This is a genomic window from Halodesulfovibrio oceani subsp. galateae (assembly GCF_055397225.1).
In genome coordinates this window covers 1769836-1785557 of sequence record NZ_AP042453.1, presented here as the reverse complement: position 1 = coordinate 1785557, position 15722 = coordinate 1769836, and the positions used below count along the sequence as shown (strand labels likewise).

The following is a 15722-nucleotide window of genomic DNA, read 5'->3' as shown; positions in this document are numbered from 1 at the left end:
TTAATTCTCTTTTTCAAATAGTGCTGAGAACGTGATTAGAGCGTTCGGTTAGCGTTCTCAGATAAGACGCTTCATGGCATTAACGAATACCGAAGTGTCGAACTGTGCTGCCCGACCAAGACATGCTGTTTTCATGGATTTTGCTTTGCTGACTGAGAGTGAGTTTACGGCTTCAATAATGTCCCTGTCGTGAGGGTTTTTTGGTGTAAATACACCAGTCTCTCCATCGGTAACAGTTTCGAGAAGCCCACCCTCAGCAGCCACAATTACCGGTTTGCCAGCCGCCATTGATTCGATAGCGCACATGCCAAAATCTTCTTGCTTGGGAATGTAGATAGTTGCAATCGATTCTGCAATAGCTTTCTGAAGTTGTGTTTCGGATAGCTGCCCAGCAAATTTGATATTATCGCAGTTTGATGCAAGTTTTTTTAATTGTTCTTCAGAAGGTCCCGAAGAGGTGATCACTAATTTTTTCGTCGGCATTTCTTTAAATGCATTAATGATGACATCGATCCGTTTAAGAGGATCTAGCCTTCCCATTGAGAGGTAGTACCCTTGCGATTCTGCGTTATGATACTGTTCGGTATCACAAGGCGGATATACAATTGTCGAATCTTTGTGCAAAAATTTCTTGATGCGTTCTTGAACATTTTTTGAATTCGCTACAAATGTATGAATATGCGGTAGTGCATTTTCAAACTGTGGGGCATACCAGTTTATAAAACTGTTAAGAAGAGGTCTTGCAACAGCAGGAACTGTAGAAAGAAAAAAGTCACGTTCACCGTACACAAAACGGGGTGGAGTGTGACAATAGTAAATTCCACGCTGTCCCTCGAGGTGCTGTGCCGCGAGGGGGGCATAAAATCCGCTGAAAATGGTGGTGGGATATTTACGTATAAATTGAGTGTGCTTGCTGAAAGTGCGCGTAAGAATATATTGGCGCAGTAAAGGGATGTTAACTGCGCGCATTAGCGCTTGTTCTGCCCCAGATCCGTAAGGAGTTGCAAAGAAGGGGTGATCAGTACGGCGGAAACCATAATATAAGTCTGCACCAAGCTGTTTGCCCAGAATTGTGCAGAGCCTGCTGCCCCCGTCTGTATGCTCAATGTAGTCATGAAGTATGGCGAGTTGAGCTGTTATTTTATGTGTGTACATTGAGAGTTGTATTGAATTGTGTTTAAAAAGGCTGTATTTACTTTAGTCCGCTAATATCATTCACGTCTTGCCTTGTCATCGCAGCTATTTTATAGCCGTTGACAAGCATGGATTATACAGAATTTATTGGTTATTACTTGAAATATTTACAATTTTCAATTGACGAGAGCTAGATGACAGGCATTTTGACAGATAAAGTGAAAATTTTTATTGAATTGCTGGTAGTTACAGCAATTTCATATTTTATGGCTGATGCTTGTTATGCTCTCTTTTTTGTAGAACAGGACATAGCTCCCAAGTATGTGAGGCGCAATGTTGCTACTAAAAAAATATTAGAGAAACAGGTTGCATTAAGTTCTTTTAAACTTATTGAGCAACGAAATCTTCTTAAAGTAAAAAATGCTCCACCAGTTCCAAAGAAAAGAAAGTCTAAGAAAAAAACTACACCGCAGGCTCTTTCTATTAGTAAGCGTGGGTTTCATCTGCTCGGAACAATATTTGCTGAAAAGCCATCTGAAAGTTGGGCAATTGTTTTATATAAAAACAAACAATCACTGTATAGGAATGGCTCAAAAATCAGTGGCTGGAAAGTTGTAGAGATAAAGAGACGTGAGATAATTTTACAACGAGGAAAAGCCAAAGAGCGCCTTCTGATAGACGGAAAAAAAGCTACAGATTCTCGCGGAAGCTATGGGGGGCGTGTTGTTGCAAGAAGTTACATTAAAAAACAATTGAAAGATTTAAGTAAGGTCGCGAGCAGTATTAATATCATTCCTCAGACTAAGGGGGGAAGGAAAGGGCTGCATGTGCAGGCGTTACAGTCTGGAAGTTTCTTATATAATATGGGGTTGCGTAAAGGCGATTTGCTTGTAAAGGCAAATGGCAAGTCTTTAACATCCTTTGGTGATGCGGCTTCTTTAATGTCCATGTTAGATAAGAATAATATTTCTTTAAATATTATTCGGAAAGGAAAAAGCCAAACCTTGACGTTCAGGCTGAAGTAAAAATGATGATAGCGAATAAAATGATGCGTATACTTGGCGTAGTTTTGGTTGTCTGCATGCTTTCTGGTACCGCAGTCTGTCTTGGCAGTGCATCACAGCATGCATATATCAGTATGGATTTTAAAAAAGTTGAAATTCATGTACTGATTAAATTTATTAGCGAATTGACCGGAAAGAATTTCATCGTCGATAACCGTGTGGGGGGGAGGGTAACTATTTATTCTCCTTCAAAGGTAAGTGTGGAAGAAGCGTATCGTGTGTTTGAATCTGTTTTACAGGTGAACAACTTCACAATTGTTCCAAGTGGAAAAGTGTATAAAATTATGCCACTTGCCGTTGGTCGTAGTGAAGGAGTTCCTACTCTTACCACAGACTCTTCTTTAAAACAGCATAAGCCTACAGGTGATGAACTTGTTACCCTGCTCATTTCTTTGAAGCATTCTAGTGCGTCAGAGCTTGGAAAGGTTATTCCAAAGCTTATAGGTAAAAACGGGCTTGTAACCGTGTACCCACCTACAAACTCACTCATTATTACTGCGCCATTTGCTCGTATTCAAGAAGCTCAAAAAGTCATTAATGAGATAGACAAATCACAGTACGCACCACAGTTTAGACAGTTCCCATTAAAATTTGGTGACTCAAAAAGTGTGGCAGCAAATTTGAGTAAAATTTTAACTACACAAGTTAAAGAGCAGGAAAAATTTGGCAAAAAAGCCATGGCACTCGTGCAGGCAGACGAGAGAACAAACGTGGTGCTTGTGCTTGCTGATCCTGAAACTATGATGACTATCAAAACTATGATTAGAACATTGGACATCCCTACTCCAGCAGGTAAGGGTGATATTCATTTTATTTCGCTGGAAAATGCTAAAGCAGAAGATGTCGCTAAGGTTATTAATACGTTAGTCGAGCGTCAGGGGAGCACGAAGGAAGAGAAAGTTCTTTCTCGTGAGGTAAAAATTGTAGCTGATAAAGCTACAAACAGCCTTGTGATTACTGCACGTCCAGATGACTTTATGATTTTGAAGTCGACCATTGAAAAATTAGATGTTGAACGAAAACAAGTGTTCATTGAAGCTTTGCTTATGGAAGCCTCCAGTGATTCGAATTTTTCTTTCGGTGTAAACTGGGCTGCTGGGCAAACAGCTGGGAAAGTTTTCCTTTTTGGTTCTTCTAATCAAGGTGGTGGCACTGTTACGCTGCCATCGTCAAGCGATTCTGGCTTTCCGGCTTTTCCAGCTGGCGGTTCCATTGGTGCGATTATAGAAAATGCATTTTCCATTGGTGGGACAGAATACAGTATCCAGTCTATCTTGAGTGCCGTGAAAGGTGACAATGATTACACCATTCTTGCCACTCCACAGTTGCTTACTCTTGATAATGAAGAAGCACGTGTAGATGTTGTTGATAACATCCCTTTTGTAAAAGAGACTGTTGTTACTACTGCAACCGCCATTAATACTCAAAGTGTTGATTACAAAGACGTTGGTGTTAAGCTGAAAATTACACCGCGAATTGGACAGAACCAGACTCTTCAGCTTGACGTATTGCAGGAGGTAAGCCGAGTGCTTAACTCACTTGTAGCTGTTGGGGATGGACAGAGCCTTGTAGCACCGACAACCCGTAAACGTGTTGTAGAGACGACTATTCGTATGAAGGATGGGCAAACGGTTGTAATTGCAGGTTTGTTGAGTGAGGACGGTACGAAGAACAATAGTTCGACTCCAGGATTAGGTGATATTCCTTTGTTTGGTTGGTTGTTTAAGCAGAGGAAAAAAACTAATGCAAAGAGTAATTTATACATTTTTATTACGCCACATATCATCAACAGCTTTGATGAAGCTGAAAAACTTGCCGAGAACAAACGTTTGAGTGTCCATACGACCCGCGTAGGTAAGGATGGTTTAGGTTTACCTATGATGAGTGATCCAAGTCTGTTACCGCCTATTATCTTTCAGTAGGGCTTTGCATATGAGAACGTTAGAACATGCTCTTGTAGCAAAGCACCTAATTACAGCAGACGATATTGTATGGCTGGAACAAGAAGCTTCTGAGCAAGGAAAAACTTTTGAAGAAGTTGTACTAGAAAATGAAGTGCTCACAGAGGTTCAGTTTAAAAGTGCACAGGCTGATTTTTACGGGCTGGAAGTGCTTACTGCTGTTCCAGAGCAAATGGTTGATACGGAACTTATTTGCCGATTTACCATTACCTATTTAAAAAAACACCAGATTGTTCCGCTTAGAGGGGCAGATGGTGTTGTTGTAGGAATGGCCGATCCATATTCATTGAAGGTTCTTAACGATTTTTCTTTGCTGCTAGGTGGCGGAACTCCTTCACCTGTTCTTTTGCCTCGCAATGTGATCACCGGTTTAATCAACCGCGCTTTTGGTGACTTTCAAGAAGATGCCAATGTCAGTGATGTGTTGAGTGATGCGAATGACCTTGGCTTGGACGAAATTGATGAGGATACACTAAACGACTTGCTTGATGACACGAGTGATGCACCATTGATTAAGCTTGTTAACATGGTATTAACACAAGCAGTCCGAGCTGGGGCAAGTGATGTACACATCGAACCCTTTAAGGATTTTTTGCGTGTACGCTTTCGTCTGGATGGTGTTCTGTATAACAAACATAGTTTTGATAAGCGGTTTAGTGCAGCAATTGTTTCTCGTATTAAGATTCTCGCAAAGCTGAATATCGCAGAGAAAAGACTGCCACAGGATGGCCGTATTGCTCTAATTCTTGGCGGCCGAGAGGTCGATCTGCGTGTATCAACGTTGCCGACATCCCATGGGGAACGAGTGGTAATGCGTCTGCTGGAAAAGACATCGCGTGTGTTGAACCTGACGGAGCTTGGCCTCGGTTCTGCTGATCTGGACATTATGAAAAAAGTTACACGTATTGCCCACGGTATTATTCTTGTAACTGGTCCTACAGGTAGTGGTAAAACTACTTCTCTTTATGCAGCACTGAGTGACATTAATTCGCCGGATAAGAATATTATGACCATTGAAGATCCAGTTGAATATCAGCTGGAAGGGGTTGGTCAGATACAGGTGAATCAAAAGACAGGACTTACCTTTGCTGCAGGTTTGCGTTCAATTGTGCGTCAGGACCCTGATGTTATTCTTATTGGTGAGATCCGCGATAAAGAAACTGCAGATATTGCTATTCAGTCGGCACTTACCGGCCATTTGGTTTTTTCAACATTACATACAAACGATGCTGCCAGTGCTGTGACACGTCTTATTGATATGGGCGTAGAGCCATTTTTGCTTTCGTCCGTACTGCGAGCGGTGGTTGCCCAGCGTCTTGTGCGTATTCTTTGCCCGCATTGTAAAGAAGCATATACAGCTGCTCCCGAGGTTGTCGCGGAGTGTGGTGAAATGGCGAGCCAAATGGAAAATCAGACCTTACACCGTGCTGCGGGCTGTCCACACTGCATGGATACTGGGTATAAGGGACGACAGGCTGTGTATGAAATTATGCAGATTAGTGATCCTATAAAAAGCATGATTTTAAAGAACGCAGATTCAAACCAAATTCGTCGCGAATCAATTGTAGATGGTATGCGCACGCTGAAAGGTGATGGCTGCTTGAAAGTGTTGAGCGGAGTCACTTCTGTAGCGGAAGTGCTACGAGTTTCCAATTTATAAAAACTGTTGAGACTGTATGCGTTTTCTATCCGGCATAAGTGCTTTTTTTTCATTGGGGCTTGATTCAATTCGATCGGGATTGGAACGTAGCGGTATTACCAAAGTGGTTTGCTATGTTTTTTTTGGTTGCCTCACTTTTAGTTTGTTTTTAGGTGTGCATGTTGCTGAAGATGCACTTGAAATATCTTTTAATGAAGGTGTGCGCAGTATAAAGGCTGTTAAGATAGAGACAGAAGGCGTTTCTCTATCACTTCTTCCGCCGCGTATGAAATTAGACACGCTGCTCATAAGCGACGCCAAAAGTAAAAATCTTTTGTATGAGATGCAGCGAGTCGTTATTACCCCAAAATTTTCTGCATTACTGACAGGAACAGCTGAATTGAGTCTTACCTCTGCTTCGTATGGTGGGGGAGTGAGGCTTGATGTTTCTTCAGGCTCTTTTTTTGATTTTGAAACAATCGATGTTGATTTAAAAATAATGCAGCAATCGTTAGAGCGGATTCCTTTTGTTGCTGCGCTTGATTCCCGTGTTGGCGGAACTGGTGATCTTCACTTAGTATACTCTGGCTCTCCACAGAAGATAGAGCAAGGGCAGGGGACACTAAACGTTACTGGAAAAAACCTTCGAGTAACTAATCCTGTGCCATTAGTGAAAATTTCAGTTTTTGAAAAAATAGGTCTCACCGGAACCTTGGCTTACAACAAGGGCAACCTGAATATTAAATCAGTAAAGATAGCAGGAAAGCCCGTAAACGGTGAATTGCAGGGAACAGCAAAATTGAATTTGAAGAATCTCTACCGTTCAAATGTTGCGCTTCGCACCAGCCTTTTTGTACAGCCTAATAAGTTGGTACAAACACTTGTTGATAAAAAGTCATTGAATAAATTAAAGGCGGGTAAACGTGTGAAGATTGCTATAAACGGGCAAGTAACGAACCCCCGTTTTGCACTGAAGTAAAAAAACTACATAGAAGATATTATGAAGCTGCGCAGCGTATAGTTGCGCAGCTTTTTTTATATGCGGAGTTATGAAGGGGGGAGAAGTGAATTTTTGTATAGTTCTGCAATCTGTTTTGCAGTTGTGCTTATATGAAAATGGGAGAGAAGACGCTTTTTAGCGTTTTCTCCGAGTTCTGCTCTGAGAGTGGGGGCTTGTATAAGGCTGTTTATGGCGTTTGTAAGCTCTGAAACATTGTCAGGTGGAACCACAAGGCCACTGTTCATATGTTCGTTGACCCAACCTGTTGCAGAGCCTTTTAAGTCTGTACTGATGCATGGGGTTGAGTGGTGCATTGCTTCAAGTAAGACCATGCCGAATGCTTCAGTTCGCTCGATTGATGATAGGCAAAAGATATCTGCAGCAGCGAAAAGAGTATGGAGGTCCTGTATGCTTAGGCGGCCTGCAAGTGTTACTTTACTTTCAAGACGGCAAGCTTCTATTTGCTGCGATATGTTGTCAAATTCCTCTCCGTCCCCAACGATAACGAGACGCGCGTTCTGCACCAGCTTCATAGCTTCCACAAGGTTATGAAAACCCTTGTAATAAGAAAAACGTCCAACACTTATGATAAGTGTTTCATCGTTATTACAGTAGGCTTTGCGTAATTTTTCTATTTCCGCGTTGGAAGGTGCTGGAAGCGTGCTCGGATTAATTCCCAAAGGAATAATGTGGCATTTATGCTGATAGGCAGAAAGAGTCTGGCTATATTTTGCATATTCTTTTGAGGTCGTGATCACGCTTCGTGCTTTGCGCAGGAGCATGTTCTCGAAGGGGCGATAAAATACATACAGAAGATTATGGAGTTTTTTTTCTGGTGGGAAGGTTGTGTCTGCATGCCAGTGTATAACGATTGGGAGTGAACATGACGTGAGGATGTTCCACAATCCAGATGCATTGGGCATATGAATATGAATACAATCCGGCTTAAACTTGCGAATTGCACGCATCAAATAAAATAAGAAAGCTGGAGCAATCGGAACGTAACAAACTTGTCCGTAGGTTGGTACTCGTTCCACCGTGACGTTGGCTGATGTTTGCGCCACAGTCGGTTCTGAAGAATCCCATCTGTGGGCAAGAACGTAGGAAGTGACTCCTTCTTTTTCTAATGCGGATACGAGTTCGCCAAGATAGCTTTCCATGCCACCCGATGCGGGTGGAAAATATTTACCGATGTGAAGGACTCGCATAAAGTTGTTTACCCGACAAGGCTACTCATTTCAAAGATAGGAAGGATAATCGCCATAACAACAAACCCGACGAGGCCGCCCAGAATAAGGATCATGACTGGTTCCATAAGAGAAGTTAGCATCTGAAGTTTGGCGTTTACCTGATTGTCACAATCATCCGCGACTACAAGTAACATGTGCGCGAGTTGTCCACTTTTTTCACCTGCTGCTACCATCTGCACAGCAGTAGTTGGAAATACATCTGAGTGCCCCATAAATTCTGCAAGGCTCTTTCCTTCTTGTACTCCCTTGTTCATGTCTACGATGTTCTGCTCAAGAATGACGTTGCCCGCAACATTTCGGACGATTTTAAGTGACTCTACAAGAGTTACGCCGTTCTTCAGCAACATACCAAGAGTTCTGCATACTCGGCCAACAACCATCATACGAAGTAAACTCCCAAGAATGGGTACCCGCAAGATTTGAGCATGGTGAATTTTTTTGCCCTTAGGTGTGTTAATGAAGCGCTTGTATGACGTGACGAATAGCCCGATACCTCCTGCAATATACATCCAGTTATAACGCAGAGTATGACTTATCGTTAGCAAAATTTGTGTTGGGGTTGGTAAGGCGCGATCAAGATCCAGAAAAATTTGTGTAACTTTTGGGATAACAAAGGTCAGCAAGAAGACAACAACACCAAGCCCCACGATAAGCATGAGTGTAGGGTATGCCAACGTTCCTTGAACCTTACGGTTAAGAGCAATTTGTTGCTCGGCATGCTCTGCAAGTCGTTCCATAACAATTTCAAGCGTGCCAGAGGACTCGGCAGCCTTGATCATTGTGATAAATGTAGGGGTGAATATATGGGGAAATTCGGAGAACGCGGTGGCAAGGCCGGAACCTTCACGGATTTTGTCTCTAACCTGTGAAAGAACACTTCGTATTGGAGACTTACCGCCTTGCTCAATCATCGTGTTCAAGCAAATTTCAAGAGGAAGCCCTGCATTCAAAAGTGTCGCAAGTTGCCTAATGGTACTGGCAACAGTGCTTTTGGGGATACGTTGAAAGAATCGTGAAAAATCAAGGTTGAAAGAAGACTTTTGCTTTTTGTTAGTTGAGCTGCGTTTTCCTAGAGATTTCACTTCGAGAGGATATAGCCCCTTGTTGCGAAGTTTTCTCGCGGCGTGGGTGTCGTTGTCTGCCTCGAGAACGCCTTTAGTGTTACGACCGGAGGTGTTGACGGCTTTATATTTAAATGAAGGCATTGCTGGCAGTCCTTTTCAATCTGAAATGAGCCTAGCTATCTTGCACAGCTTGCTTTTCTTTTGTTTTTTCTAATTGAGTTTCGAGAATGGCGTTACGCTGTATAAGACGTCTAAAGCGAGATTCCTGACGTGAACGGTCAATGTCCATGAGAAGCACTTTTACAAAGAGAAGTGCAACTGCGCCTGTAAGAATAAGTGTTGGAGGATAGTTTACGCCTGCATATTTAGCTAAAATATCAGATGATTCCGGGAATGCTCCAAGAATAAGAATAATGACAGCAAGCCAGACCCACCAGAGCGCATAGCGGATATAAAGCATATTCTTTCTAATAAGTAAAAATATGCTTCCTGCAGTAACGATACCGAGAACAAGAGTCGTAAATTTGTAGGTGATCATTGGGTAGGCATCTTGGGTAAAGTTATTCTCTTATGACAGAGTACTAAAATGGTTGTCAGCACCATGTATTCTGCAACCTTATTCCACGAATTGAAGATTCTGGATTTGTCATTCAGTCGTTCGTTAATTGTTACTGAAATTTCAGACATCTTCATGCCTGCATTATGTAAAAGAAGCAATATGCCAAGGTCTTGATAGTCAATTAAACTTGCTTTTGAACTTGTAAGTATTGCATAGCTTTTGCGATTGTAAGCGCGAAATCCAGATGTAAGGTCTTTAATCTTAAGTCCAGATAGTTTGCGAAATAATGCCCATGCAATATGGCGTAAGGTTGTTCCCCGTCCTACACACGAACCAATTGCAACGTCACAGTTATCGTTGATGCAGTTCACTAATGTGCAGATACTTTCTGCTGGATGTTGGTTGTCTGCATCAAATGTAACAACTATCTCCACCTCTTCTTGCTGAGCATATCGCATTCCAGCTTGCATAGCCCCCCAGGCTCCAAGCTGAACTGGAAGGTCGATAACAATAGCGCCAGCATATTCTGCCAAACTTTTTGTTTCATCGATACTTGCATCGTTAACGACAATCACAATAGCGTCTGTATGTTTTTTAATCGTACAGATAACATTTGTGATTGTTGCCGCTTCATTGTGAGCAGGGATTATGATTGCAATTTTGCTTTCAGCCATGGTGTTAATCGACACGCCACACTCCTCCAATGAACGGGTTGTACTTTACAAGCGTAAAGCCGGGAGTTTTAGACGGATAAACAAAAAGTAATTTAAACGCTGTTGCATCAAAATATTTTTCTTGAATTGCGAAACCCTCAACGCTGTTCTGTACAAAGATACTGACGAATCCATGATGTTTGAATCTATCGTGACTGAGTGAAGAAGGAGTAACGTAATACATTCGAGAGCAGGGGAGATATTTTTTAGCTGAAAAAGCGACAATGCCTTGTTTTTGGTCAACCTGAACGCTTTGCAGTGGGATTGAAATAATTGGTGCACTTGGAGAACGTTGTGTCTTGGGATTCCACAATCCAATTGGAAGCCATGTGTTTTTTACAAGCATATCGCTGTAGAGCGAAAGATATACTTCTGGGTTTGGGAACAACCAGCTTTGCCAATTAATAGTGTCCGGTAGCTTATACCGCAGCGCTAAAGTAGGAACACTTTCGGGGTTACTAAGAGCCTGTTTTAAGAAAGCAACAGCTTTGGGCTTTGAATGCAAATAGGTTGTAATTTTACGTAACGCATACGGCTTGTCAGAAAAGAGTTTAATCCAGTTTCTGGCCAGTACAGGATTGCTCGTTGCAAGCGGTAAAGCAGAAATAAATGTTCGTTCTGGGGCTTGAAGTCCGCCGTCAATTTGAGTGGGCCGCTGTGCGTAATATTGTAAAAAGTACCCCGGGCTCCACCAGTTCCAAACTTTGGCGTTAGTAGAAGCATTTCTGTCAATTAATTTAGCAAGAAGAGCATCATTATGATTATAGGTTGGACGAAGTGTTTTATTAACATCAAGCCGTATCGGAATGATGAGCAAGCAGATAAATAGAGCGGCAATAATTTTAGTTGTAACAGCTGGTAATTTTTTAATTTTAGTTGAGATTTCGAATTCCATGAGTCCGACGATGAATGTTGCACAGAAAAAGCCGAATGCTGGTGCGGCAAACATTAAAAATCTGTTTCCAATAGTCACAGAGGCAAAAATAAAAAAAAGAAACGGCAAGGTGAAATAGAATGCTAATAATGCATTCTTTCGCCATGCTGCTGCTATACCAAATGGGATTGCGCAGAGAATGATCCAGTGCCCTGTAAGTCGTGATGGAAGTTTGCTGAATGTTAGTGGGGTAAGTTCAGCAATAGTGCTGCCAGTCCCTGTAAACATAGAGCTTTGCGTTTTCGCGCTTAATGCTAAATGTGAACGCAGACTGGACATGATTTCTTTTAGTGGAGATGGGATCAGGTCAAGTGCTCCAAAGAGAGTCCAGCCAACAAACAGTGCGCCACAAGCCAGAAGAACAAGCTTAAGAATTCGTGCTCGCTTATTAGACGGAATGCAGATACTGGCGGCATATATTCCCCACCATACTCCGGCGAAAGGCAGGCCTGCTTGTGGCCACCAGTAGTGGAGAAGAAGCGTGTTTAGCGCTGCTGCCCCCATCCAGACGGGGTATGTTTTTTTTGAAGAAGTATCCGCTTTATATAGGCATAGAGCAATTAACCAAAAAATACTGAGGTTGAGGCTGTCCGTATCAAAATACCCAAGCCTCGTGCGTGCATACCAAACCGGTGAAACGGCAGTGAATGCGGAGCAAGCAATAGCAGGAATAACGCCACTGTTAAGGACAATTCCTGACCATATTGTAATTATAAAAATGGTACATGCGAGTATAGGCGTGAGGTAAAATGCAACTTTTTCAAGTGAAATGTTGCTCATTGAAGATATTGCTCCAGCAATGATCGATAATGGCGGAACATGTGCTGGACGTGGTGCAAGTCGTAATTCGGGGGTACTTACATATGCTTCCTGTTGCCATTCCCGAGCGTACCGCATGAAAAAATACCCATCAGGAGTCGTGAGTAACGGTTCTCCTGCATACGTATTTAAACGGGATTCCGTGTATGCTGTATTATTTGCAATATGCAGATACGCTTGGAAAGCCAAAACAAGGCAGATCGCAAAGGTAATATTGCGAAAAGAAAGTGGAAAATAGTGAAATGATGATTGAGCTTGCATGGCGATAGTTCATTGTAATGAGTAAGAGTGGGCAATAGAAAAAAGGGCCATGCCGTAAGGCACAGCCCTTGAATTGGTCAGTCTATAAAAGACTAAGGTGCTTCAAAACGCAGTTTGAGAAGTGTTGGTGATTCGATGTTGTTGTCAGGATCGGAAGGATCCAACATGAATACCATTTTGATGTCATCGTTAGCGTTGTTGTAGTTGTAAATAAAGTTAGTTACGGTTGAGGTGAATTCAAAGTCTTCAGTCAAAGTAACTGGGATTTCAATGCGGTCAACAAGTACGTCGGATGCAGTGAAGAACACTTTATTACCAGTTTTGCTCATAAGAATGACTTTGCTATCTGTAGGAAGTGCAGTAATTCCGCCAGTTGTTGCTTTCGGATCTGCTTCTTTGACCCAGGTTTTGTAGGTACCAGTAAGGTCAATGCTTGGAATTATGTACTTTCCAGCTGCAGGTATCTCTTTTGAGAGAGTCAGAGGAGCAGTCAAGTTTACACCAGTAAGGTCATCTTTCTGGTCTTCCGGAACAAAGACAATGTCTTTAGTTGTCCGAGCGATTGTCTCACCGTCCTGATCAAGAACCTGAATACGAACTGTTTTAAAGCCTGCTTCTACATTCTCTTTAGCTATGAAGTTGGAGCCAACAGGAAGTGCTGCAGTGTAAGTTTTATCAGATTGAGTGAAGGACTTAACGGTTACTATATCTGCATTTTCAGATAAGTCGGTGAAAGTAAGTCCTAACGGTGCGATAAAACGAACATCCATATTACCTTCAGCTAAAGACAAATCAATAGAGTTAATGAGCTCTACGTCTGCAGCAAAAGTGTCGGCGGTAATAGCCGCAGTAGCGCCTTTAGCGATTTTTCCATCAGCAGTGCTAGGGGTGGCAAAAGCAAATAAGTCATCACCATCGTATACTACTTCTTTAACCGCAAATTCGCCTTCACCAATAAAGGTGATAGTGTAGGTGCGGCTAAAGGTAGGCATAGTGACGTCCCGTTCAACAGTTTTCAGTGTGAATGCTGCTGTGTATGGGAAAGTAGCATCTACTGGAATGTCAACAGTAAATGTCATATCTCGAGTTGCTGGCACATCTGAGTCTACGCCAACTTCCATATCATCTGAACCATCATTTAACGTACCATTCGCGATGGAAGTTAAATGAAGAGTCTGGGTTGCCACAGGAGAACCGTCACCTTTGGTGACTACTGCCTTAAAGGTTCTAGTAACAGTACTATCTGGGGTTCCTGGTGCATTTTCAGTGCTGCTTAAACCTGCAAAGTTTAATGCAGCAGGGTATTCTGACGTAATAGCTGGGATAGCATTTGCTTCAAGTTGAGCAAGGTCACCTAACTCACCAAGAGAATCCTTAGCTTCTTTAGCGATGGTCTTAGCTTCAGCAAAGACACAAGTGCAAAGGGAGCCACTATTGTAAGAGGAGTATGGACTTTCAGGCATTTTTTTAAGAACTTGAGAAAAAGTCATACCTGTACTCATCATCTCAGCAACAGTATTGATTTTTGCGGAAAATAACTTCATCGCCGTGCCGTCATTCTCATCGCCAGCACCAAGGAAGTGCATCAGGGCTTTTGCAACAATTTCAGACTGGTTAAGGTCGGTAAGAGGGTTGCCCAATAGATCTGGCATCTTGAGCCCCATTTCATATTTAAGCAAGCTTTCAACCTGTTGCTGTGCTTCGGAGAGATTACCTGATCTTTCAAAGAAAGCAGCGACAAGGGAGTTTGCAGGCGTAAGATAAACGGCGCTGTCAGCAGACTCCATTACGCTTTTAAGTGTTCCTTTAAATTCCTTGTTGGGATCAGCTGGGTCGTCATTGACGTTACAACCACCAACAGACCAGACGACTGCTGGGAATTGTAGTTTTGAAGTGTTCCTGTTTGCAGTAAAGACACCACGATTGTTTGTTGTGCCAATAAGCACGTTTTCACCATCAGTGGAGAGACCATACACTTTTGCCAATTGCATTGGTGCCGCAGCAACAGCGCTTTTAGCACCACTACTACTGCTACTGCTACTGCTACCACTTGAACCATCACACGCGGTCAAAGCGAGAACGAGTACCAATAAGGAAAGAATTCCTAATAATCTAGATTTCACAACTACCTCCGTAAACGGGTAACATTAATTAATACTCGTTCTTACAGTGGTTTTTTTGTCAGGGGCATTATAAAAAAGTCTGTTTTAACAGTATGTTAGTTTATTTTTTTTGGTATTGTATAATTTGAAGAAAAGGCTTTTGTAATAGGAAAGATAAGTTGGTATGTGCTTACAGATGCGGCTACTTGAAAAAAAAAGTAAAGCCGGCTTAGCCGACTTTACTTTTTTTTATGTTAATCTGTACATGTGTTTATGTTTCTATAGGCTTCAAGTTTTTCACAGAGCCCCATGTCACATGCTTTTTTAAGATCTCTGCATCCTTTTTTCTTTTCATCAAGAAGAAAGTAGGTGTCCCCTCTGTTTACATAGCTGGCACTATTGTCAGGAGTGTATGCAATAGCTCGGGTGTAATCTTTTACTGCATCAGTATAGTTGAGTTGCTTTTGCCACAACAACCCTCTGTTGTAGTAAAATTTTCCAGCTGTTGGTTCTAGTGCAATTGCCTTGTTGAAGTCTTGAGCGGATGCGGCATATTTTTCCAGCTTTAATCTCGTGACTCCTCGCCCGTTAAAAGCCTTGGCATCTTTAGGAGCTATTTTGATATACTGTGTAAATATTTTTTCTGCATCTTCTAGCAGTCCTGCTGCTTCAAAGGCGATGGCCGTGTTGTATATAATGTAGGCATTGTTAGGAGCAGCTTTTCTAGCTTGAAGAAAAAGTACTAATGCTGATTCGTAATTCTTCTTGTAAAGTTGCACGAGGGCTTTGCCGTTAAGAGCTTCGGCATGTGATGGGTTATATGAAAGCGCCTTGTCAAAAGAAGAATGAGCATCATCATATTCTTTAAGAAGGTACAACGCGGTACCTCTGTTGGCGAGGAGGTCCGGTGAGGACGGGGTAAAGGTAAGTGCACGATCAAACTCTTTTAGTGCTGCTTCAGTGGAGCCAGTAGAAAGTAATGCTGCACCTGCTCCATTACGTAATTGCGGAGTTTCTGCAATCTTCAATGCTTGAGCGTACCAGACTAGGCTTTCTTGAAAGCTGCCTTCCTTTTGCAAAGTTATAGCCTTAGTAGTTGCTTCTTTAAGCTCTGGTACTTCCTGCGTAGCTGTCTTCTTCTTTGCACAACCAGACAGTAGTACAAGGCTGATGAGTATTGTGTATAAGGTATTACGAATCATAAGTGGCTCACTCAATCATT

12 protein-coding genes are annotated in these 15722 nt (G+C 42.2%); 4 read left to right on the top strand and 8 right to left on the bottom strand.

From position 1 onward, the window contains the following. Positions 1–57: 57 nt before the first annotated feature. Positions 58–1155 (bottom strand): glycosyltransferase, encoded by a 1098-nt coding sequence (locus ACZ5V1_RS07870; protein ID WP_464391388.1) that lies wholly within the window; start codon positions 1153–1155, stop codon positions 58–60. 173 nt (positions 1156–1328) lie between these two features. Here ACZ5V1_RS07870 and ACZ5V1_RS07865 point away from each other — a divergent pair, with 173 nt between their 5' ends. Genes ACZ5V1_RS07865 through gspN form a run of 4 tightly spaced genes read left to right on the top strand, consistent with a single transcriptional unit; the run spans position 1329 to position 6777 of the window. Beyond that, the gene (locus ACZ5V1_RS07865) at positions 1329–2159 is read left to right on the top strand and encodes a type II secretion system protein N (protein ID WP_464391387.1); all 831 of its coding nucleotides are present in this window, start codon (positions 1329–1331) and stop codon (positions 2157–2159) included. Between the two features lie 20 nt (positions 2160–2179). Continuing rightward, positions 2180–4120: a type II secretion system secretin GspD gene (gspD, locus tag ACZ5V1_RS07860; RefSeq protein WP_464391386.1), complete on the top strand. Its 1941-nt coding sequence runs from the start codon at positions 2180–2182 to the stop codon at positions 4118–4120. 10 nt (positions 4121–4130) lie between these two features. Then, a complete protein-coding gene (gspE, locus tag ACZ5V1_RS07855; protein WP_464391385.1) occupies positions 4131–5819 on the top strand; it encodes a type II secretion system ATPase GspE in 1689 nt (562 codons plus the stop codon). A gap of 16 nt (positions 5820–5835) precedes the next feature. Then, a complete protein-coding gene (gene gspN, locus ACZ5V1_RS07850; protein WP_464391384.1) occupies positions 5836–6777 on the top strand; it encodes a type II secretion system protein GspN in 942 nt (313 codons plus the stop codon). Between the two features lie 68 nt (positions 6778–6845). Here gspN and ACZ5V1_RS07845 read toward each other — a convergent pair whose 3' ends face one another. The 7 genes from ACZ5V1_RS07845 to ACZ5V1_RS07815 all read right to left on the bottom strand — a co-directional run bounded on the left by ACZ5V1_RS07845 (position 6846) and on the right by ACZ5V1_RS07815 (position 15702). Beyond that, positions 6846–8006: a glycosyltransferase gene (locus ACZ5V1_RS07845; protein WP_464391383.1), complete on the bottom strand. Its 1161-nt coding sequence runs from the start codon at positions 8004–8006 to the stop codon at positions 6846–6848. Between the two features lie 8 nt (positions 8007–8014). Further along, a complete protein-coding gene (locus ACZ5V1_RS07840; protein ID WP_464391382.1) occupies positions 8015–9253 on the bottom strand; it encodes a type II secretion system F family protein in 1239 nt (412 codons plus the stop codon). Positions 9254–9284: 31 nt separating this feature from the next. After that, positions 9285–9650, bottom strand: coding sequence for a DUF2304 domain-containing protein (locus ACZ5V1_RS07835; protein WP_464391381.1), 366 nt, complete (start codon positions 9648–9650; stop codon positions 9285–9287). After that, positions 9647–10360: a glycosyltransferase family 2 protein gene (locus ACZ5V1_RS07830; protein ID WP_464391380.1), complete on the bottom strand. Its 714-nt coding sequence runs from the start codon at positions 10358–10360 to the stop codon at positions 9647–9649. The genes ACZ5V1_RS07835 and ACZ5V1_RS07830 overlap by 4 nt, the downstream gene beginning before the upstream one ends. Then, a complete protein-coding gene (locus tag ACZ5V1_RS07825) occupies positions 10350–12215 on the bottom strand; it encodes a glycosyltransferase family protein (protein WP_464391379.1) in 1866 nt (621 codons plus the stop codon). Before ACZ5V1_RS07825 ends, ACZ5V1_RS07830 begins: the two co-directional genes overlap by 11 nt. Before the next feature lie 275 nt (positions 12216–12490). Continuing rightward, positions 12491–14521: a hypothetical protein gene (locus ACZ5V1_RS07820; protein WP_464391378.1), complete on the bottom strand. Its 2031-nt coding sequence runs from the start codon at positions 14519–14521 to the stop codon at positions 12491–12493. 233 nt (positions 14522–14754) lie between these two features. Beyond that, a complete protein-coding gene (locus tag ACZ5V1_RS07815) occupies positions 14755–15702 on the bottom strand; it encodes a tetratricopeptide repeat protein (protein ID WP_464391377.1) in 948 nt (315 codons plus the stop codon). Positions 15703–15722 lie beyond the last annotated feature (20 nt).